We start from the raw sequence: 20,504 nt of genomic DNA, 5'->3' as shown, positions 1-20,504 counted from the left end.
AACCTTTCATACTCTCGATAGCCAAGATTACGCTTTTAAATCCCATCATCTTCGCCGAGTAGCGCAAATGAACAAGGGAGCAAAGTTGAAGTCTGTTTGAGCGTAGCGAGTTGCGCAGGTGCTTGGCACTGAGCCAGCAAAGATAAAGATAATGCAGGGCGACCTTTGTTTTGGCTTCGCTAAGCTTGGGCCGTTAAAGCGTAATAACCTCGCCGCGAGGCGAAATTCTCGAATAAGAATGGTAAGTCTGCATACGATCTTTCGTTATATTTACGCCCTAGCAATCATCAAACAGCAATTCTAAGTATCAAAATAAAACATTAGGCAAAATAATAGCTATTTTTACCCCTTCGTTTCGCAACATACATCGATTCGTCGGCCGCTTTAATTAAGCACTCAAGGTCGTTGCCGTGCTCAGGATAAAAAGCAATGCCAATGCTTGCGCCAATCTCCGCCTGACCATTGTTTAAGGCATAAGGCTTGGCAAGTGTTTCAATTATTTTGCTGGCCACCTTGGCTGCTTGTTGTTCGGTATGGCTATCCATTTGCACAATAATGAACTCATCACCGCCTAGCCGAGCGATAAAATCTGATTTACGCAAGCTCAATTTCAAGCGCTCGGCCACGGCTTTTAACACTTCATCACCTGCGTCATGACCATAGGTATCATTAACGGTTTTAAAATCATCCAGATCAATGAACATTAAAGTTAAACGCTGCTTCACTCGGGCCGCTTGATGGATCAACAACGCGACATTTTCCTGCATTAGATGTAACGACGAAAGCCCGGTCAGCGCATCGTAATGCGCCAGTTGTCGAAGCTGCTCCTGTGCTTCTTCGGCAACTGTCAATGCCAGATGCAACTCGGTAATATCGTATTCAACGACCAGTAATAAAAAATCCCCACTGAGCGGATGACGAGTGATGCGTATATCTAAAGTATGGGTGCGTTTTCCCTGGCTGGTATTCATCACATATTCCCAGCGCCCACCTTGCTCTTTTAATGCCTGCTCACGACAACGTTCACCTTCTTTGGGATCAGCAAAGCGCGCCGCGAAAGTAGACCCGTCGTTGACGATTTCACTATGATTGAGGTGTTTATAAGCTTCTGTCGCCGCGGGGTTTTCGATCACCACCTCACCAGCCTGGGTAAAACTGGTGACCAGCACCGTGGTATAACGCATTGCTTCAACCAGTAGTAAGTTTTCTGGCTCAGCCCCCAGGTCGACCTCTTCGTTAATAAAAGCAATAATGGCGCGATGTTTGTCCGGGCCGACTAATACCGCGCGATGCATCATATGTAAGGTTTTAGGTTTACCGTTGGGATAAGTTGTCCACGGATCAACGGTTAAGCCATTTTTTGCCGCTAATTCAAAAGTTTGGGCAGTACGTTCTCGGGCACCTTGAGTATCCCCCGACAAATCTTTGGCAATCAGTTGGCCAAGGTTTTCCAGGCCCCAAAAACGGACCGCCGCCGAGTTCCCCCACCACCAACCGTGCTTATCCAGATCAAATATCCAAACAACGTTAGGAATAAGTTCGTATAGGGGCAACTCGTCATGAGAGCGGATATGAGGTAAGTGACTATATTTTTGGTTCATCGATATTCACAATGTCCAGGTTGAGACGACTGAATAATGTTGCTTAAAACGAATGAGCTTGTGACGCCCTCATTCTAACTCGAGTTCTCTAATACGCGACTCAATACAAACTCGGTGCGGTGTTCTGTTTTATCAATAAAATACCAAATGCTTTTTAGTCGCTCAATGCTGCACTTATCGGCGATACCAACGGCAAAATATGATATCACTTGTTCAGCATTGACCGAAGCCATAAATGCCCTAGAACTCCACAAGCTGTGGTGGCTTAAAGCTTAGCCATTAGTGAAGAACGGGTTGCTTCGCCTGTGAAACATGATCGCGACTCAAAGGTACGTTCACCGCCATTTCTTGCCATTGTTGCTGCATCTGTTGATAAGGACTTAAGCCAGAATGACGCTGTGCAAAGTCATTTAAAATAACTCCCCAACGAAACTCTTCCATTTGCTGCTTAGGCACACCGCCTTCGCGCTGAGCCATTGCCAATACCAAACCTTTCACTTTATCAAGTTGCGGGGTGATCGGGTGATTGACCCCTTCGGTGACCATGATATTCTGAAAATCAGCCAGCATTCGCTGTTTTAAACACGCGGCTTCATCTTCTTCCAGATCCGCCACGGCGATCGCTTCTGTTAATAAGCGCAGCTGTAGAACCCGAGAAAAATGCAGGTAATCCGCTTGGCATAAATCAAAAAATAATATGACGTAGCCACTATTTCGCTCAATCACGGCCAAACACTCGTGGTCACCAACAGCAAAAGCATGAGCACTCCAGCGATGGCGGAAAAAAGCATGCTCTAAAGAAGGAAATGCCCGTGGTAAGCTGGCTTGCACATTTTCACTGATCTGTATTTCTATCATAATTTGCTCAATCCTGATGTTAATCATCTTGATTGAGCAAAAACAGTGCCAGCAGCTAGCGTCAAAAAATTAACGGCGATTAAGCCAGCTCTGCTAGGACCTCGCTAAGGGACAAGCGGATCTCATGATTCAATAGCTTAAGCTGCTCGCTAGGGGGGATCAGATCGGGAACTTGATACACTTGCATCCCGGCAGCCACCGCTGCACGCACGCCATTGTCTGAGTCTTCAAAGGCCAGACAATGCTGTGGATCTACCGCCAAACCCTGCGCAGCCTTAAGGAAAATCTCCGGATGAGGTTTACTATATGTGACTTCACAACCGGTTGAGATATGATCGAAAAACTGACGGATCCCCGCATGCTCCAATTTCTTTTCTGCCGTATCTCGGGCCGATGAAGTGGCCAGCGCTACCGGAATCGATTCAGATTTAAACCATTGCAACAAAGCCAGCGCCCCAGTTTTTAAGGGAACCGCTTGATGCATCACAATTGCATGATACTTAGCTATCCAACACGCCCGTAACTGGTCATAAGGGAGGTCTTGGCCGTAGCCTGCACATAAGATTTTTTTAATCTGTTGCGCATTAGTCCCAATAATTTGTAAGTAAACGGACTCTTTAAATTCGATACTCAACTCGGCGCAAGCAGCTGCGAAGGTATCGTACGACACCCGCTCACTGTCGAGTAATAAGCCATCCATATCAAATACAGCGGCGCGATAAGCCATAGTTTTTTCCACTTTGATTACTCGCTAATTGATGAGGGTAAATATTGATTGGAGCAATACCATAGCAGCGATACTTAACAATCTACAGTATTAAGTATCGCCAAAATGTCAGTTCTAAAAGAATAGATGCGCCATCAACGCAATCAACGGCAAGGTGACTAGGGTACGAATTAAAAATATCGCAAACAACTGCCACAATTTCACCGGCAACTGGCTCCCCATAATTAAGGCACCCACTTCCGATAAGTAAATCAACTGCGTCACCGACACTGCGGCAATCACAAAACGGGTGATATCGGCTTCGATAGATGCGGCAAGAATCGAAGGAATAAACATATCGGCAAAGCCTACCACCAAGGTTTCTGAGGCCCGTGCGGCTTCTGGCAATTGCAACAACTCTAATAAAGGAATAAACGGCTTGCCTAAGTAAGCAAAAATAGGGGTGGTATCTGCAATCACTAAGGCGACGGTTCCCACAGCCATAATTACCGGTAATACCCCAAGAACCATGTCTAATACGTTGTGCAGCCCTTCTTTAAGCAATTGTTTTGGATGACTGGCTCGGCCCGCTTGATGCCGCGCTAAGCTATATGCCCAAGCAACGCTGCTATAGCCTTCGGGAAGCACTTCACTATTTTTCTGGCGCTGACTGCCATCGATGAACTTATCACTAAAGCCCGACAGGGGTGGCAAGCGCGGTACAATAACCGCAGCTGCAACACCAGCGACACACACGGTTAAGTAAAAGGGCGCAAACATGTGCTCCAAATTAACCTGCGCTAATACCACCAGACTAAAGGTAATCGACACCGCCGAAAAGGTTGTCGCTATCACTACGCCTTCACGCTGAGTATAGTGTTTGTCTTCATATTGTTTGTTGGTCAACAAGATCCCGACACTGCCATCACCTAACCAAGATGCCATACAATCTACGGCGCTGCGGCCCGGCAGCCCAAATACCGGACGCATCACCTTGCTCAGTAAAGTGCCCACAAACTCTAGCAAGCCAAAGTTCAACAAGAGTGGTAATAACAAGCCAGCGAAAATAAATACACTGAGTAGTGTGGGTAGTAAGTCTCCTAAAATGAGTCCACCAGTATCACCCGACCAAATCGCCTCGGGGCCTATCTTGAAGGCACACAGCAATACTAATACCCAGCCCAGCATACGGATCCCATACCAAGCCTTTGAGACCTTAAACAGAGACGTTAATAAGGCATTTTTACCCAACCAACGAGGCTTGGTAAGCAAGGTATAAGTCGACATGATGGCACTAATCGTAATAAACCCCACGACCAGCCATAAGGCGCTATCGCCCAGGCCTGCTACCAAGCTTTTTGCCAAGATAGCCACCGGAATCGTGTAAGAACCGTTATAAGGCAGCGGTAGCATGAACAAAAAGATCCCCAGCAAAGACGGTAAGATAAACTTCCAAGCTGGGATTTGAGTTGAGGGGATGGTTTGATCGGAATCAGGCACGCTGAGCGCCTCCACGTCACGCATATAAAATCACTCTATTAAGCTAAATGTGTTGTTATATTCACAGGAGATGAATATATATTTTCGCGGGAGAATACCTGCAAAACACTAGCCATTCAAGATTTTTAAGCTGCTTTTTTGACTTAAAGCAAAATCATAAACTAGATATTGAACCAGACACCTCTTACTAAAACCAATTCCTCTAAAGTGGTTTTTGGCTTATATATCAAACCAATGCCATCGCAAGCAATGCTGCACACAAATCAATGATGTGGTTTTAGATAAGGCTGCAAAACTGTAGCCCCAAAACGACACAAGGCGAGCTTGAGCCATCGAGGTAGCTGCGCGCCTTAATCGATGGGATATCATGCGTACTAGAGGAAATCTTCACCACGAAAATGATGTTCAGCCAAGCGTGCTTGCCCAAGGTAGTGAGTGATAATCAATTGCCGAGAACTCGAATTGCTTTGAAAACGCAGCTTTGGACTGTCCTGCCACAGGCTATCTTCAGCACGTCGCCACAAAATTTCATCGGCTTGTAATTGGCAATAATAGCTTTGAGTTTGGCCATGTTTGCTTAGTCGCAATTGCCATAAGGGAGCTTGACTGCGATAAATACTGACTTGTTTTGGAGCCACCGAGGCCATGCTTGCGATGCCTGCTTGGCATACTTGCTCTGGCCGAAAGCCGGTTAAGTTGGGTTTTGCAGCCAAGAAAAACCAGCCGAAAATACAGAGCACTAGAATTTTGACTATTTTCATGCGAGCACGACTCGTTGAATAAAACTGGCTAATAGCGCATTACTCTCTGGCGTTTCCTGAACTCGGCTCAATACTTGCTGCAAATGCTGCTCCCCCTGCGTGTACTGATGTTTAAATTGGCTTAACCGCTCAACCAAGATACTGCGATTCACTTCAGGATGAAACTGAGTTGCCCAAAACGGCGCCCGTTTGTGCTTAAAGGCATGCAAACATTGTTCACTATAAGCCAATACTTGACAACAGTCCGGTAAACAAAGTGCACTATCTCGATGGACCGATACCGCCAAAAACGGGTCTGGAAGTTCTTTAAACAGCGGGTCTTTGGCTGCGGCTCGGTGAAGATGAAGCGCCAAGGTTCCCATTTCAAAACCTTGCGACTGGTGATGAATTTCTCCTCCTAAAGCTAATACCGATAACTGAAAGCCAAAACAAGAACAAAAAGTCGGAAGCTGTCGCTCAATACAGGCGAGTAATAAACCTTGAATGGCGGATACAAAAGGATAACGATGCGGTTGCAGCACGCTGGCTTCACTAGAGCCGCCCACGAATACCGCATCCACATCAAGTAATACTCGTTCGTCAAAATGAGCTTGCTCAAAGACATTCAGCACGCGAAATTGCGCCGCTGGTACGCCACAAAAATGGCTAAAACTAGCGAGTTCTTCGATACGTGTATTCAAATCATCGCGAATTTGAATCAACAAAATCGTTAATTGCTCTGCTGATCGATTCATCTATCACTCTAGTTATACGAACATGAGGGATCACTGTGTCTTCCCAAACCCATACGGCGTCTATTTAATCATAGTGCTTCCCCCTCATTTAAGCGACGCGGCCAAATCATGAACCTAAGGCTTGTTGAGCATTGATGAATAATTTTAGCGCCATGTCTCGCTTCTTTATACGAAGGAAGAAACGCTAACATGCAATGATGAAAATGCCCCCCTAATCACAAGCTAGAAAACAGCGACAAATACTTTGGTCTAGAAGCGGGCTAAAGCAACATCCTCTACATCAACAAATACTCACCGCATTTCAGCAGCAGATGATTTTTATCTTGATTGCTGCAAATTAGACTTATTTAAGCTAGTCTTAGGGGCAAGTTAAAGGCCATATTAGGAAGCGCTTTATGCATGAACGTCGCCAATTTTTGCGAGTATTATTTGACCGCCCAGCCTCTCTCAACCACGGAGAGCAATTTTGGTCATGTAAACTATTAGACTTATCTCTGCGTGGAGCTCTGGTTACGCTCCCCCAAGACTGGGATGAACAATTAAGTCAACTCACGCTTAGCTTTAACTTAACTGACATGGCCGTTGAAGAACTGACCATTACCATGGATGTAGAAGTAAAACATCTACGAGACAAACAGCTAGGCTTACGCTGTCTTCATCTTGACTTAGAAAGCGCCAGTCACCTTAAACGCCTGATTGAACTCAATTTAGGTGATGATGAACTGCTACACCGAGAGTTAGAACACTTAGTTGCACAACCTATAGAAGCGGATTAAACCGCTTCTAAAGCTTCAACCAGCTTAGCAACCGCTATCACCTCAAGTCCCTTAATGGCTACTTTGGGTCGATTTGCCAAAGGGATTATAGCGCGTTTAAAACCATGCTTAGCCGCTTCATTTAGCCGTTCTTGACCATTGCTCACCGGTCGAATTTCACCCGATAAGCCCACCTCACCAAAAACCACTAAATCACGAGGCAAGATTTGATTACGAAAACTCGAGACCATTGCCACCAACAGGGCTAAATCGGCACCAGTTTCGGCAACTCTCACGCCACCAACAATATTGGTAAATACATCCTGATCCGACATCTGAACCCCCGCATGGCGATGCATCACGGCCAGTAACATCGCTAAACGGTTTTGCTCAAAACCCACTGCAACCCGTCGCGGATTAGCCATTTGGCTATAGTCAACCAAGGCTTGGATCTCCACCAACAGCGGACGAGTCCCCTCCCATACCACCATCACCACCGAGCCAGGTGCGGGCTCTTGACCTCGCGATAAAAAAATTGCCGAAGGGTTGGAAACTTCCCGCATCCCCTGCTCGGTCATCGCAAACACCCCTAACTCATTAATCGCTCCAAAACGGTTTTTGTGGCCGCGCAAGGTACGAAAACGCCCATCGGCATCACCTTCTAACATAATCGAGCAATCGATGCAGTGCTCCAACACTTTAGGCCCTGCCAAAGAACCATCTTTGGTCACGTGTCCTACCATAAACATCGCTATATGGTGTTGTTTGGCAAAACGAGTCAACCAAGCGGCACTCTCTCGAACTTGACTAACGCCTCCGGGAGCCGACTGAATATCTGCCATATGCATCACCTGGATCGAATCAATAACCATCATTTTAGGTTTAACTTGTAAGGCGATTTGACCAATTTGCTCAACACTGGTTTCGGCTAACAATTGCAGTTTGTCTTTCGGTAAGCCCAAACGTTGGGCTCGCAAAGCGATTTGTTGAAGCGACTCTTCACCAGTGACATACAAGGTAGTCATATGCTGAGCCAAGCCACACATGGTCTGCAGTAACAAAGTACTCTTCCCGGCACCTGGACTGCCTCCAATCAAAGTGGCACTTCCCGGCACAACGCCACCGCCAAGAACCCTATCAAACTCAACAAATCCAGTCGAAAAACGTGGTAATTCAGCTAAATCAATACTGTCTAAGGTTTGAACCTTACCGACACTGGTCCCTCCTGCGTATCCGCTAAAGCGGTCATTACGCGCAGGCGCAGCACTTAAACGGACTTCACTAATGGTATTCCAGGCTTTACATTCACCGCATTGACCTTGCCAGCGCGGGAAGTCAGCACCACAGTCGTTACATACATAGGCCGTTTTCACTTTTGCCATTTCGCCCCCTAACCACAACTCAGTGCAAAAATATCATTAAAAAACCTTGCCTTAATCCGATCTGAAGGCACAATCTTTGCTAAGTGTAAAGACTCAGCCAAAGATTTGACAGTAAAACCAATCAGTAAGGAAAAATACCCAGACCAATGCCACATACTAAGGGCTATGCATTAATCGAACGTTTATTACCACTCATGGGCAGCAAAGATTTTAACCAAGTGTTTAATCGCGCGACTCAGGAGCTGTCAAACAATGAACGCTTCTTACTAAAAATGGAAATGCAACGCTTGTCGGCTCCTTGCCAACGATTGGTCGATTTACGAGATAAAGTAGACGGGGAATGCGGCGAATTTACTTACCAAGGTAAAACCCATTACCTAGATGAAGTCGCAATTAAAGTATTTAAACAACAACTCCAGCTTTATCAAAATCAATACACCTTAGGTATTTTTGAAAAACTGCAAAGCACCGAAAATAACTTTAAGGTGATGCAGCAAAAAAACATCAGCCCTCAGCAAGCAGCGGCTCGTAAACCTAAAATAGTGGAGGCCAGAGCAATACGTTTAGGCCACTACATTGGCCGCAGTGAAGAGCGAATGCACCTCACAGCTCCCATTAAAATGGCGACCTTAAACGGCGAACAATTTGATGCTCGAAGCTCCAATATGTCGGTCTCGGGCTTACGGGTTCAGGTTGACCCTAAGCGAGCCTATACTCTAGGCGAACACTATTTAGTTTACTTCACCGGTTTGGAAAAAGAGTTTGCCAATCGGGTTCTCAGCGCGGGAACTGAATATCGAATCGTAGGAATTGACCAGAAGGATCAGAAAAAGTGGTTACGAATGACCGTGATCGATCCCAGCGAAGAGTTTAACCACTTTTTTAGTACTTTCTTGCGCTCATACCGGGGGCGCTACCGAGTTGATGTGGATAATATCACCGCGGCGGTCATCACCAAAGGCTACGAACAATATTTGATGCCGCGACTCAGCAGTGTCCCGCTATATTTTACCGGTCAAACGCCACCGCAACTAACTTATGTTTTAGCCACGCCGAACAATTTAGAACTGTTGTCTTACTGGCGAGATGAAACCAATACCAGCCATTTATCCCAGCTATTTCATCATCCGCGAATGATGCGTTATCAGGCAATAAATCAAGGTGAAAGCCTGATTTATTGCTTTACCCATACCACCAATAACAAGTTGTTCTTTTATTCTGCCAGCAGTGAAGAACTCGCAGAACACCCGGAAATTCGCGCGCTCTACTTCGCCTTTGGCTGCCGTAAGCCAAGCTGGAAAGTGTTTAGATTTCAGTGGCAAAAAGCCCAAGCGAGCGATGCGCAAGTGAGTACTCCCTTGCCTAGAAAAGATTCTGCTATTGAACAAGAGCGGGTTGCCAATGCCCTTGAAAATTTGAGTGTGGTCGGCTTATTAAGTGATATCACCGGGGCAGATAATGGCAGCGATTATCAGCAGAACTACCCCTTAAACGATAACCCCAATAAACTGGCTTTATTCAACCAAACAAAACAATCAATTACCGCTTTTGAGCAAATTAGCTACAAGTATATGCAGCTGCGTAAAGAAAATCGCTACCAATACCGCTCTCTGGTCGAGGTTGAACACCGAGGCCTTATAGAAAGTGGATGGGTGGTCGATTTCTCGCTCGGCGGAATGAAAATCCAAGTTGAAACACCTCTGGATTTCAATCCTGACGATCACTTGAACTTGGCTCTCCCTCAATTTCAAAAACTAGTGAAAAGTTTTAATTTAACCCAGCTCAACTACCAGGTGGTTAACTGTAATACCAGCCATACCATCTACAACTTAAAAGCGGTGGATACAAAAGGGAAAGTACATCAAGGTCGAGGTTTCTTTAAACAATTAATCGATCATAACTTAGATAAACTACCACTGGTGCCAGAAGGAAGAAATATTTCGGGATTATCAGATGCGCTGCGACAACTTGTTTGTGCGCCGCTCTTTTGCCGAGCCTTATACATTAATAAGATCCCTGGCAATCTGGAAGTGGGCTGCGTTGCCTATGGCACGATCCCTCAGGCTAGCGATCTGCTACTCAATATTGATAAACACAAGCAAACTGCGGATTTAAGCCAATTTCTAGCCCATGAGAACCTTGGCTCACTTATTTCTTCACGCTTAAAAGACCATCGACCGAGTGATCCACCCGAACGCTTCGAGCTGATCGTCGTGCTCTCAAAAGATGGCAAAAAACTACTCAGCCAGCGACTCAGTAGTGGCTTTAAGTCAAGCCAACAACAACGAGAATTTATTCAGCTGAGTCTAGACCGCGGTCAGGTCCATGCCTTCTCCTTATTGTTATCACGTGTGGGCCGCCCAGATACCGAGTATATACAACGTGAACTAGACTACATTAGCAATTACGCCATCCATCGAGCCAAACAATTAGAAGATGAGTTATGGAGTGTTGCAGGTCTGATTGAGTTAACAGATATCAGTGCTGAAATAATGCAGCGCTTTCGCTTAAGTCGCGATTAACACGCCCCTATAGCGGAGCGTAATCGACGCGATACTTCATATAAAAAACGACGATAAAAATCGATGTTATGGGCCCGATAGCACTCAGTTCTATCGGGCAGGCATCAATCTCGCCGCAAGGATACAGAAATATACAGGTTATCGTCTAAGCAATCAGCATCTTAGCGGCTTGTAGGATACATACCACCCCATCTAAATCGCTGTGTTTGACCGACAATTGCGCCTGCTGTTGTACCAAAGGCTTGGCATGAATCGCGACCCCAAAATCGGCAACCGCTAACATTTTCAAATCATTCGCCCCATCGCCTATCGCCATGGTTTGCTTAGCGCCATATTGCTGTTTTAGCTGCGCTAATACATCTGCTTTCACCTGCGCATCAACCACTCCACCAATCACTTCACCAGTGAGTCGTTGTTGTTCTATCGCGAGTACGTTGGCTTTCACATAGTCAAAACCTAAGTCACGCTGCAGCCGCTCAGCAAAGAAGGTGAATCCTCCTGAGGCGATGGCTACCTTCCAGCCCGCTTGCTGAACCGTTTTAATCAAGCACTCTAGACCCGGCATCAAGGGCATTTGGTCAGCCACCTGCTGTAAAATGCTTTGCGGTGCATCTTTGAGTAAGCCAACTCGACTACGCAAACTCTGCTCAAAATCTAACTCACCACGCATCGCGGCTGCAGTCACCGCACTCACCTGCTCTCCCACGCCAGCCAAGGCGGCAATCTCATCGATACATTCGATTTGAATCGTGGTGGAATCCATATCCATCAACACTAAACCGGGTTCACTTAAGTCTGGTAAATGATTTAAGACCACCACATCAAAAGCAAAGTCTTGTGCCTCTAGCTGTGTTCTACACCATTGCGCGTCGGCGTCGCTACGTAACAGAACACAAATATTTCCTGCGGCAGGCATCACTCCGCAGAGCTGCAATGCTTGCTGCGACATGAAGCTTTGACTTAAGCTAATAAAATCACTAATCAGTAACTCTTTCGCCCAAGCCAAGATGTAGCTACCAGTGAGGCCTTGGTTAGTTTCCTGCAGGCCCAACTCGGGGCAAACTTGGTAGGGAAACTGTTTTAGAGAAAGAGACCACTGAGTTAAGGACTGCGGTAAGCGGTCTAGGCTATGAGGTGATTGCAAACTGATTCCTTGTTAATTACAAATGCGGCGCATCAAGATAGCGTATTGCTTTTTAGTTTGGCAAGCACCTACAATAGCTTTGACGATAAAAAAGAGGTTCGCGTGGCCAAATCAGCAGTAAAACGCTATCGATTCATTCAATTTTTCCAATTTGTTATTGCCATTGGGTGCTGCATTTGGGTTCTTTACGGCTATTTGGACTTAAAGCATAGCGGTGAGCAATTAATTGAAAATCAAACTGAAAAACTAGCGCGCTCACTCACCTCGCTAGCAGCCTTGAACGCAGCGGCTTTTATCGGAGAAGATAATCAAGCCGAACTAAAATACTTGGTGAATGCCTTAGTCAAAGAACATTTTGTTAAAGACGCGACCATTTATGACCATCAAGGGCTCCGCTTAGCCCAATCACAACAAGCACTGCCTTTAAGCAAGCTTCTCCCCTTAGCCGGAAGTAGCCATACACCTTTAGAGGGCCTCGGCAGACGCCCCTACATTGCTGAAATTAGAGGCCCACAGGGAGAAACTTTAGGTTATTTACGGATTACGCTAGAGCACACAACTCTATTAGCCGAAGCCAATACTTATGTGAGTGATGGTCAAGCACGAATGATGCTAATGTTTTTAATGTCGATATCCATCGGTTTTTTTCTTACCCGAGTGCTCTCAAGAAAACGTCGTTTCGCAATGTTGCTACGGATTAATAACCGAGCACAACGCAAAAACAGTAAACAAGCGAAGCAACTATTGGCAAGCATCGCCGCCAGAAGCAGCAACAAGTAAAACTTAGGCTAATCATATATCAATGGAGAGTGCTTTGAAGCGGCTCGGCGAGCTTTGTGCTCCCGATAAAGTCGCTGTCCAAAAGCCGTCATTAAGGCGGTGTTCCTGTCCTTCAATCATCATCGATTGAGAATAAATTGAGAGTGCTTTGAGGACGTTCGATGGAAGTTGACTTTCCACCGTTATATCACCGCCAAAGCCTCTCTCAAAACCAACTTAAAGTAACGATTCTAAGGTAAGAATAATCATCTCATTGAAGGTTGTTTGGCGCTCTTCGGCTGTGGTTTGCTCGCCGGTACGAATATGATCAGAAATGGTCACCACACATAACGCCGCCTTACCACATTCTGCAGCAACACCGTATAAACCGGCCGCTTCCATTTCCACCGCATAAACATTGTGTTTTTCTAAAACATCAAACATATCAGGCTCTGGGCTGTAGAATAGGTCGGCAGAGAAAATATTACCAACTTTCGCATCAATGCCATGAGTCTTTGCACTATCCACCGCTGCGCGTAGTAAGTCATAATTAGCGATTGCCGCAAAGTCATGTCCTTTAAAACGGCTTCGGTTAACCTTGGAGTCAGTACACGCGCCCATGGCAATCACCACATCACGCAATTTAATTTGCTCGCTAACCGCGCCAGCACTTCCCACACGAATAATGTTTTCTACACCATATTGGGTATACAGTTCATGGGCATAAATAGAACAACTGGGGATCCCCATGCCCGAGCCCATGACAGAGACTCGTTTGCCCTTGTAAGTCCCAGTAAATCCGAGCATGTTACGCACACCTGTCACTTCAACTACATCTTGTAGATAAGTTTCCGCAATATATTTCGCACGCAATGGATCGCCGGGCATCAGTACCGTTTCAGCAAAATCACCAGGCTTAGCATTGATATGAGGGGTTGCCATATATTCTCCTAATAAAAGTTATGTCGACAGCAGCAAGATAAAGCCGTATTAGCTGCTAAAAATACTTATTCTTGTAAAAAACTACGTCCATATTGTAAGGCTGGTAAACCCATATAGTCGGCGATGGTTTGGCCTATATCAGCAAAGCTATCACGCTTCCCGACATTCTTAGCGGTCAAATTATTCCCAAAGAAAATAACCGGAATGTGTTCACGCGTATGATCGGTACCTGGCCATGTTGGATCACAACCATGGTCTGCGGTAAGTACCACGATGTCTTCATCACCAAGCTGCGCCAGCAGTTCAGGTAAACGCTGATCAAAATATTCTAAGGCTGCGGCATAACCTGCCACATCACGACGATGTCCATAAGAAGAATCAAAATCAACAAAATTGGTAAAAATTATGCTGTGATCCACTTGCCGAGCCATCTCGCTCAAAGTTAAGTCGAATAGCGCTTCAAGCCCTGTCGCCTTCACCTTACGGGTAATCCCCTGCTGAGCATAAATATCTGCAATTTTCCCAATACTAACCACTTCGCCACCCGCTTCAGCCATCTTATCTAATAAGGTAGGGGCCGGTGGTAAGACTGATAAATCACGGCGATTACCAGTACGAGCAAACTCAGCCGCATTAGCACCAATAAAAGGACGAGCGATGACTCGACCAATGTTATAAGGGTCCACCAGCTCTCGAGCCAACTCGCATAACTTTAATAGACGCTCTAAACCAAAGGTTTCTTCATGCGCCGCTATTTGAAACACGCTATCCGCCGAAGTATAAAAAATCGGCTTACCGCTTGCCATGTGCTCTTCCCCTAAGCGCGTGAGGACCTCAGTACCAGAAGCATGGCAATTCCCTAAATAACCTGGCAGTTCAGCCCGTTCAACTAACTCATCCAGCAAACTTTGCGGAAAACTATTCTCTGTCTCGCTAAAATAGCCCCAGTCAAATAGTACCGGTACCCCAGCGATTTCCCAGTGCCCACTCGGGGTATCTTTGCCGCTAGACATCTCTGCGGCATAACCATAACAGGCCTCAAAATTAACCTTAGGATCTAAACCTGGTGGGTAAACACCGCCGCTGTCGGCACAAGCCTGGCCCAAACCAAGCCGATTCAAATTAGGCAATGTTAACGGCCCACTGCGGCCAATATCAGCCTTGCCTGCGGCACATTGCTCGGCAATATGTAGCATGGTATTGGCGCCTTGATCTCCAAATTTGTCAGCATCAGCACTGGCACCAATGCCAAATGAGTCCAACATTAAGATAATTGCACGTTTCATAAGATCTCCTTATTGCGGACCAATACGTTGATAAACCGGATGTTCCGCGACAACCGTTGTCGATACAGTCACGGACGACTCTATCGTGATAGCTTGCTGTAACAGCCTCGCTGCTGCTTCCCAAGATGACTCGTCTTGCGCATGCAAGTAGAGTAAGCTTTGCCCTTGAATGATCTGAGCACCTAACTCGACTAAATCACTAATCCCAACACTATGATCGATGGCTGCACCAGCGACCGTTCTACCGCCACCTAAACTAACAACAACCATGCCTAATGCGCGGCAATCGATTTGTGTCACAATACCATCGCGTTCAGCAACAAGTGGTTTGATAAGCTTAGCCTTCGGTAAATATTGCTCACTACGTTGCACAAAATCATGCGGCCCGCCAAGTGCTGCCACCATCATCGAGAAACGTTCTAAGGCAGCTCCCGACGAGAGACTTACCGCAAGTTTTTGTTCCGCTTGTTGCTGGCTACTGGCTAAGCCACTCGCTAACAACATCTCTACGGCTAAGGCCGTCGTCACTTGATGCAGACGCTGTGCCGAGCGGTCACCTTTCAGGTAGCGTAAGGCTTCGGCCACCTCTAGCGAATTACCGGCACTGGGCGCTAAAGGCTGGTTCATATCCGTCAGCAAGGCGCAGCATTTCACCTCAGCGGCATTGGCAACCTGTACAATACTTTCGGCTAAACACTGAGATTGGGCGTAATCAGGCATGAATGCGCCACTCCCCACCTTCACATCCATGACCAAAGCATCGAGACCAGAGGCCAACTTTTTACTAAGAATAGATGCAGTAATCAACGGAATAGATTCAACGGTGGCAGTCACATCGCGGATCGCATACAAACGTTTATCGGCAGGAGCTAATTCTCCGGTTTGGCCAATAATCGCAACCCCAACCTGTTTGACGATCTGTTCAAACTGCTGAGTCGTCGGGCTAATGGAGTAACCGGGGATAGCTTCAAGTTTATCCAGAGTACCGCCGGTATGACCTAAACCGCGGCCTGAGATCATCGGTACATGACCCCCACAAGCTGCAACCATTGGTCCTAAAATCAAGGAAGTTAAATCGCCAACCCCACCCGTTGAATGTTTATCGACCACAGGCCCAGGCAATTCGAGATGCTGCCAACTGAGTACTTGACCAGAGTCACGCATTGCGCAGGTTAATGCAGTGGCTTCTTCAGGTTTCATCCCCTGAAAATACACCGCCATCGCAAAAGCCCCAACTTGGCTATCGCTGAGTTGACCACGACTGAGCCCATTCACCATAAATTGGATTTCTGCCAACGAGAGCGTTTTTCCATCTCGTTTACGTCGAATAATTTCTTGAGGTAGCAACATTAGCTTTCCTTAACCATCTTAGGGCTTAATAACCAGCGCCAGCTTCAGCCTTTGAGTCACCTAAAATCGTGGCTTGTAAAGCAGCTAATAAACTAGACGCGCCAAACCGAAAATGCGCTTGACTCAACCACTCATCCCCTAAGATCTGACGAGCAAGGTCAAGATAAATCTTGGCTTGTTCAGCACTTTTCACCCCACCAGCCGCTTTAAAACCACAGTTAGGATTAAATTTAGCGATGGCATTCAGCATCACTTTCGCAGCTTCTGGAGTGGCGTTCACTGCTACCTTGCCAGTTGAGGTTTTGATAAAATCGGCCCCAGCTTTTATCGCCAGCTCACTGGCTTTGGCAATCAAATCAGCTGACTTAAGTTCTCCACTTTCGATAATCACTTTCAGTTTCACCGCGCTGCCACAGGCTGCCTTACATTGAGCAACTAAGTCTGTTCCCACCTGTTGGTTACCCGCCATTAAAGCTCGCCATGGAAAGACCACATCCACCTCATCGGCACCGTAAGCAACTGCGGCCTTGGTTTCAGCGACCGCTAAAGCGACATCATCTTCCCCCAGAGGGAAGTTAGTCACCGTCGCAATTTTTACTTCGCTGGCACCTTGTTCCGCTAATATGCGACGAGCAAAAGGAATAAATCGAGGGTAAATACATACCGCAGCAACTTGCCCTTGAGCTGAACTGGCTTGAGCACACAAAGCTGCGACACTCGCACGAGTGTCATCATCATTTAGCGTCGTAAGATCCATCAAAGATAGCGCTTGCTGCGCCACCACGGTGAGAGACTGAGACATAACTATTCCTCAAAGTTAATAAAAAGTAGACCAGCGATATAGCTTAGCTTCTCGGCACAAGGCCAAAAAACGACAGTCGCTATAACAAACTGGTAAAAAATCCTGCCAGTGCCGCACTCATTAAATTAGCTAGTGACGCAGCAGCAACGGCTTTAAGCCCCAAACGCGCAATGTCACTGCGACGCGTCGGAGCCATACTCCCCAAACCACCAAGTAAAATTGCGATAGAAGACAGGTTGGCAAACCCACACAAAGCAAAAGTCACCACGATTTGAGTGTGTTCCGATAACGTCGCTCGTACATTCACAAAATCGACGTAAGCGACAAATTCATTCACAATAACTTTCTGACCAATAAAACTACCCGCTTGAACAGCTTCAGCCCAAGGCACCCCTATAATCCAAGCAAGTGGCGCAAAAATGTAACCGAGAATTAATTGAACCGTTAAATGCTCTAAACCAAACCAGGCTCCGATCCCACCAACCATATGATTCATTAAAGCAATTAAACCAATAAAGGCCAACAACATCGCCCCCACATTTAATGCGAGTTGCATACCATTTGAAGCACCAACGGCGGCCGCATCAATTACATTTGCCGGGCGCTCAACTTCATTAAGAGCGGCATCCATATCTTGCTCTGATGGCTTGGTTTCGGGCTTGATCATCTTCGCCATCAACAAGCCGCCGGGAGCCGCCATAAATGATGCAGCTATCAAATATTTAAGCTCGACACCGAGTCCAGCATAACCCGCTAAAACAGAACCTGCGACCGAAGCAAGCCCACCCACCATGATGGCAAATAACTCCGATTCACTCATTTTGGGAATGAAGGGCTTCACTACAATCGGCGCTTCGGTTTGACCCACAAAAATATTCGCGGTAGCCGACATCGACTCCGGCCGGCTCGTTCCAAGTATTTTTTGCAAGCCGCCACCAATCAAAAAAATCACTTTTTGCATAATACCGAGATGGTATAAAACTGCGATTAAAGACGAGAAAAATACGATGATTGGCAGTACCCGAAAAGCAAATACAAAACCGACACCATTGGCAAACATGGCGTCAGTGGCTAAACCACCGAATAGGAAATCAATTCCCGCCTGGGCACTATTAATCACCGATTGAACGCCGTTAGAGACAGTGGCAAGAACCTCCTGCCCAAAGGGAAGATAAAGCACAAAAGCGCCAAATCCAGCTTGAATCACAAACGCGCCGAATACCGTGCGTTTATTAATTCGGGATCTATTATCGGAAAGCAACAATGCTATTCCTAGTAGCGCGAATACGCCAACCAAACTCATTACCGTACTATTCATTCGTGTCTCTCGATTAAGTTGTCTTTTAATCAATCAGCACCGTTTCATTTTTCTCAGCCGAAACAAATATCAACGAAGCATCATAACGTTTGCAGTTACATCGAGTCCCCAGCAAGGCCGTTTGCGAGCCGATATAATAACGGCGGCAATGATACCGTGGCCCTAGGCCTTAAATGAGGGACAGATCAAACCCTATAGACATATACGGCCTAACGGCCGATTAAATAACCAAATGTGTTGATAATGAAACCTGACTTGCCTAAGATGGCATAACCATGACAATCAGATTAAAAATCCAACAAAATATAACTGAGATTAAATTTTTAATAAGTAAATAAACGCGCACCAGCAAATCGCCTGCTGAATTCTGCCAATGGCAATCATTCTTGCTCGCAAACCACTCAAGCGAGCTAGAGACGTTCTATTTACAGAAGCCTTAGTGATTCACTAAGCAGAGTCGAAATTCGACGATTAAATGACTAGCGACTACAGGCTGATGAGTGTAGGACCTAAATTAACGGCAATTCGTGACTCAAGTCACGCTATTGTGGTCAATGAGAACAAAATGTGAGAGTTGTAACTGAATATGTTGATAATGAGAGTGTATTGTGAATGAGGCTCAGGCGGCAGCAAAGCTGCAAAATGCCTCCGCACATAGTTTTAGACACCAGTTTAACTGCTGCAAAAACTGCCGCTGCCCAAATTTTGGCCTGACCGAAAGTTCTGACTATCTAGCTGAAAGTCAACATTTGGGTTATCCAGCCTTGCACTGCAAAGCCTGTGGCAGTTATCCGCCATTGGTCGACAGCCACAGTGTCAATTTAATTGTTGAGGAAAAAGCCAAACAGCAGCTAACGAAATCCCCCTGTGGCTGCAGCCACTGCGAACCCGGTTTTTTCCTCGGTACGACTGTTGGGGTGAAACGCTACGGTAAGACGGGAGCCAATAGCCAGCGTTATCAATGCCGCAAGTGCCAAAACGTGTTTACCCAAGTGAACATCAAGGGGCTTGAGCCTTTATCAAGGTTATTCAGCCTGTTAAATCGAGGCCACAACCCACAACAAATAATGCAACAGCTAGAGATTGCTCCGAAGATCTATTACCAGCTATTGCAACGCCTATATCAATGTTTACGCTTTTATAGTCGGCAACAGGAGCAAAGGGTGCTGCATAGAAGCTTCTGCGCACTACATACCGAAAGCCAGATCCATGAGTTTTCTGAACAGAAACGTATCTGGACACTATGCTCAACTGAAGTCACTTCCGGTTATGTGTTACTGCACACCCATAACCAAAGCCAACTGCAGTTAAACGATAGCGCTCACTATCAACAAAAAACCTCTACTCTGTTACCCCCATTATCGGATAGCCCGATCGTTGAGGCGCTAAAACGACGTTACCAACTCACCCTGAATCGCTATCACTTTGAAGATCTACATTACGGTAGCACCGCTGCCTTGCGTGGCAGCCAGCTATTGCAGCCAGCACTTACGGCTTACGCTCACTTTCAATTACTAAGCGCCTTTACCAGCCAAAACCAAAATTTCCATCACTACATCGAGCACGAAAGTAGTATCCGTGGCGCAGCCCTTATGTCGTGTGTTGAAGAGATAAAACAGCAACGAGCCGATATTTATTACGTCTATCGCCACCCCCGCAGTGAAACTGATATGGGATCGGCGGGTAACAAGGTTGGTTGGTGGAACGATCGCTGGTATCCCGCCGATTTCGGAGCTTTTTGCTCAATCACCAATGCTCAACAAAATCCGACAAAGGTCGCCTTAGCCCAACCCTTAGCTTGCCAAAACTTTTTCCAACACCTGCAGTTAAATATGCCTAAACAACTGAAAAGTTTTAGTTCCGTTGATGCCTTATTTGAAATAAACCGAGCTTTATTTAACTATCTACTCCCAGATAAAGAGGGTCTTACCCCCGCGATGCGTTTGGGCTGTTGCGAGCAACAAATGACTGCAAGTGAACTCGTCAGCGCCGCAGTGGCGGCGGTAAACTCTGAACATATCGACAAATTTAAGCGCTGATGGCGATAAACTCGAAACCAAGGTCTATGGAAGTGACGCCGTTCC

The 20,504-nt window shown here is 46.3% G+C and carries 18 protein-coding genes; 4 read left to right on the top strand and 14 right to left on the bottom strand.

The features are described from left to right. Window positions 1–320 precede the first annotated feature (320 nt). From ACRRS1_RS04040 to ACRRS1_RS04010, 7 genes are all read right to left on the bottom strand, one after another. Window positions 321–1,601, bottom strand: a complete 1,281-nt coding sequence (locus tag ACRRS1_RS04040; protein ID WP_432468345.1) for a diguanylate cyclase domain-containing protein — start codon at window positions 1,599–1,601, stop codon at window positions 321–323. 74 nt (window positions 1,602–1,675) lie between these two features. Further along, window positions 1,676–1,834, bottom strand: a complete 159-nt coding sequence (locus tag ACRRS1_RS04035; RefSeq protein ID WP_432460980.1) for a hypothetical protein — start codon at window positions 1,832–1,834, stop codon at window positions 1,676–1,678. Window positions 1,835–1,880: 46 nt separating this feature from the next. Beyond that, complete coding sequence (locus ACRRS1_RS04030) at window positions 1,881–2,459, bottom strand: hypothetical protein (protein ID WP_432454437.1); 579 nt, start codon at window positions 2,457–2,459, stop codon at window positions 1,881–1,883. 79 nt (window positions 2,460–2,538) lie between these two features. Continuing rightward, window positions 2,539–3,186, bottom strand: coding sequence for an HAD family hydrolase (locus tag ACRRS1_RS04025; RefSeq protein ID WP_432454439.1), 648 nt, complete (start codon window positions 3,184–3,186; stop codon window positions 2,539–2,541). A 114-nt stretch (window positions 3,187–3,300) separates the two neighbouring features. Then, window positions 3,301–4,665 (bottom strand): YjiH family protein, encoded by a 1,365-nt coding sequence (locus ACRRS1_RS04020; RefSeq protein WP_439036004.1) that lies wholly within the window; start codon window positions 4,663–4,665, stop codon window positions 3,301–3,303. A 374-nt stretch (window positions 4,666–5,039) separates the two neighbouring features. After that, window positions 5,040–5,426: a hypothetical protein gene (locus ACRRS1_RS04015; RefSeq protein WP_432468347.1), complete on the bottom strand. Its 387-nt coding sequence runs from the start codon at window positions 5,424–5,426 to the stop codon at window positions 5,040–5,042. Beyond that, on the bottom strand, window positions 5,423–6,160 hold the full coding sequence (locus ACRRS1_RS04010; protein ID WP_432468349.1) for a type 1 glutamine amidotransferase: 738 nt from the start codon (window positions 6,158–6,160) through the stop codon (window positions 5,423–5,425). Before ACRRS1_RS04010 ends, ACRRS1_RS04015 begins: the two co-directional genes overlap by 4 nt. Before the next feature lie 395 nt (window positions 6,161–6,555). On the opposite strand from ACRRS1_RS04010, the gene ACRRS1_RS04005 reads away from it, so the two are divergent. After that, window positions 6,556–6,936, top strand: a complete 381-nt coding sequence (locus tag ACRRS1_RS04005; RefSeq protein ID WP_432454443.1) for a PilZ domain-containing protein — start codon at window positions 6,556–6,558, stop codon at window positions 6,934–6,936. Here the strand turns inward: ACRRS1_RS04005 and radA are convergent. Then, window positions 6,933–8,297, bottom strand: coding sequence for a DNA repair protein RadA (gene radA, locus ACRRS1_RS04000; RefSeq protein ID WP_432454444.1), 1,365 nt, complete (start codon window positions 8,295–8,297; stop codon window positions 6,933–6,935). The genes ACRRS1_RS04005 and radA overlap by 4 nt on opposite strands. A 146-nt stretch (window positions 8,298–8,443) precedes the next feature. Here radA and ACRRS1_RS03995 point away from each other — a divergent pair, with 146 nt between their 5' ends. Continuing rightward, window positions 8,444–10,819, top strand: coding sequence for a PilZ domain-containing protein (locus ACRRS1_RS03995; RefSeq protein WP_432468351.1), 2,376 nt, complete (start codon window positions 8,444–8,446; stop codon window positions 10,817–10,819). Window positions 10,820–10,964: 145 nt separating this feature from the next. Here the strand turns inward: ACRRS1_RS03995 and serB are convergent, their stop codons facing one another. Continuing rightward, a complete protein-coding gene (gene serB, locus ACRRS1_RS03990) occupies window positions 10,965–11,963 on the bottom strand; it encodes a phosphoserine phosphatase SerB (RefSeq protein WP_432460977.1) in 999 nt (332 codons plus the stop codon). On the opposite strand from serB, the gene ACRRS1_RS03985 reads away from it, so the two are divergent. Further along, complete coding sequence (locus ACRRS1_RS03985; RefSeq protein WP_432460976.1) at window positions 11,958–12,743, top strand: YtjB family periplasmic protein; 786 nt, start codon at window positions 11,958–11,960, stop codon at window positions 12,741–12,743. The two genes, serB and ACRRS1_RS03985, sit on opposite strands and share 6 nt — an antisense overlap. Before the next feature lie 216 nt (window positions 12,744–12,959). Here the strand turns inward: ACRRS1_RS03985 and deoD are convergent, their stop codons facing one another. From deoD to ACRRS1_RS03960, 5 genes are all read right to left on the bottom strand, one after another. Beyond that, window positions 12,960–13,664, bottom strand: coding sequence for a purine-nucleoside phosphorylase (gene deoD, locus ACRRS1_RS03980; protein WP_432454449.1), 705 nt, complete (start codon window positions 13,662–13,664; stop codon window positions 12,960–12,962). Between the two features lie 65 nt (window positions 13,665–13,729). Further along, window positions 13,730–14,950, bottom strand: a complete 1,221-nt coding sequence (locus ACRRS1_RS03975) for a phosphopentomutase (protein ID WP_432454450.1) — start codon at window positions 14,948–14,950, stop codon at window positions 13,730–13,732. 9 nt (window positions 14,951–14,959) lie between these two features. Then, window positions 14,960–16,300: a thymidine phosphorylase gene (gene deoA / locus ACRRS1_RS03970; RefSeq protein WP_432468352.1), complete on the bottom strand. Its 1,341-nt coding sequence runs from the start codon at window positions 16,298–16,300 to the stop codon at window positions 14,960–14,962. 25 nt (window positions 16,301–16,325) lie between these two features. Continuing rightward, the gene (gene deoC, locus ACRRS1_RS03965) at window positions 16,326–17,102 is read right to left on the bottom strand and encodes a deoxyribose-phosphate aldolase (RefSeq protein ID WP_432454452.1); all 777 of its coding nucleotides are present in this window, start codon (window positions 17,100–17,102) and stop codon (window positions 16,326–16,328) included. 79 nt (window positions 17,103–17,181) lie between these two features. Further along, the gene (locus tag ACRRS1_RS03960) at window positions 17,182–18,420 is read right to left on the bottom strand and encodes a NupC/NupG family nucleoside CNT transporter (protein WP_432460975.1); all 1,239 of its coding nucleotides are present in this window, start codon (window positions 18,418–18,420) and stop codon (window positions 17,182–17,184) included. A 608-nt stretch (window positions 18,421–19,028) separates the two neighbouring features. Between ACRRS1_RS03960 and ACRRS1_RS03955 the strand changes: the two genes are divergently transcribed. Continuing rightward, a complete protein-coding gene (locus ACRRS1_RS03955; protein ID WP_432468353.1) occupies window positions 19,029–20,459 on the top strand; it encodes a hypothetical protein in 1,431 nt (476 codons plus the stop codon). Window positions 20,460–20,504: the final 45 nt, after the last annotated feature.

This window comes from Agarivorans sp. Z349TD_8 (genome assembly GCF_050870825.2).
In the GTDB taxonomy this organism is placed as follows: domain Bacteria; phylum Pseudomonadota; class Gammaproteobacteria; order Enterobacterales; family Celerinatantimonadaceae; genus Agarivorans.
The sequence above is the reverse complement of the archived record's forward strand: the minus strand, read 5'-3'. Positions and strand labels throughout refer to the sequence as shown.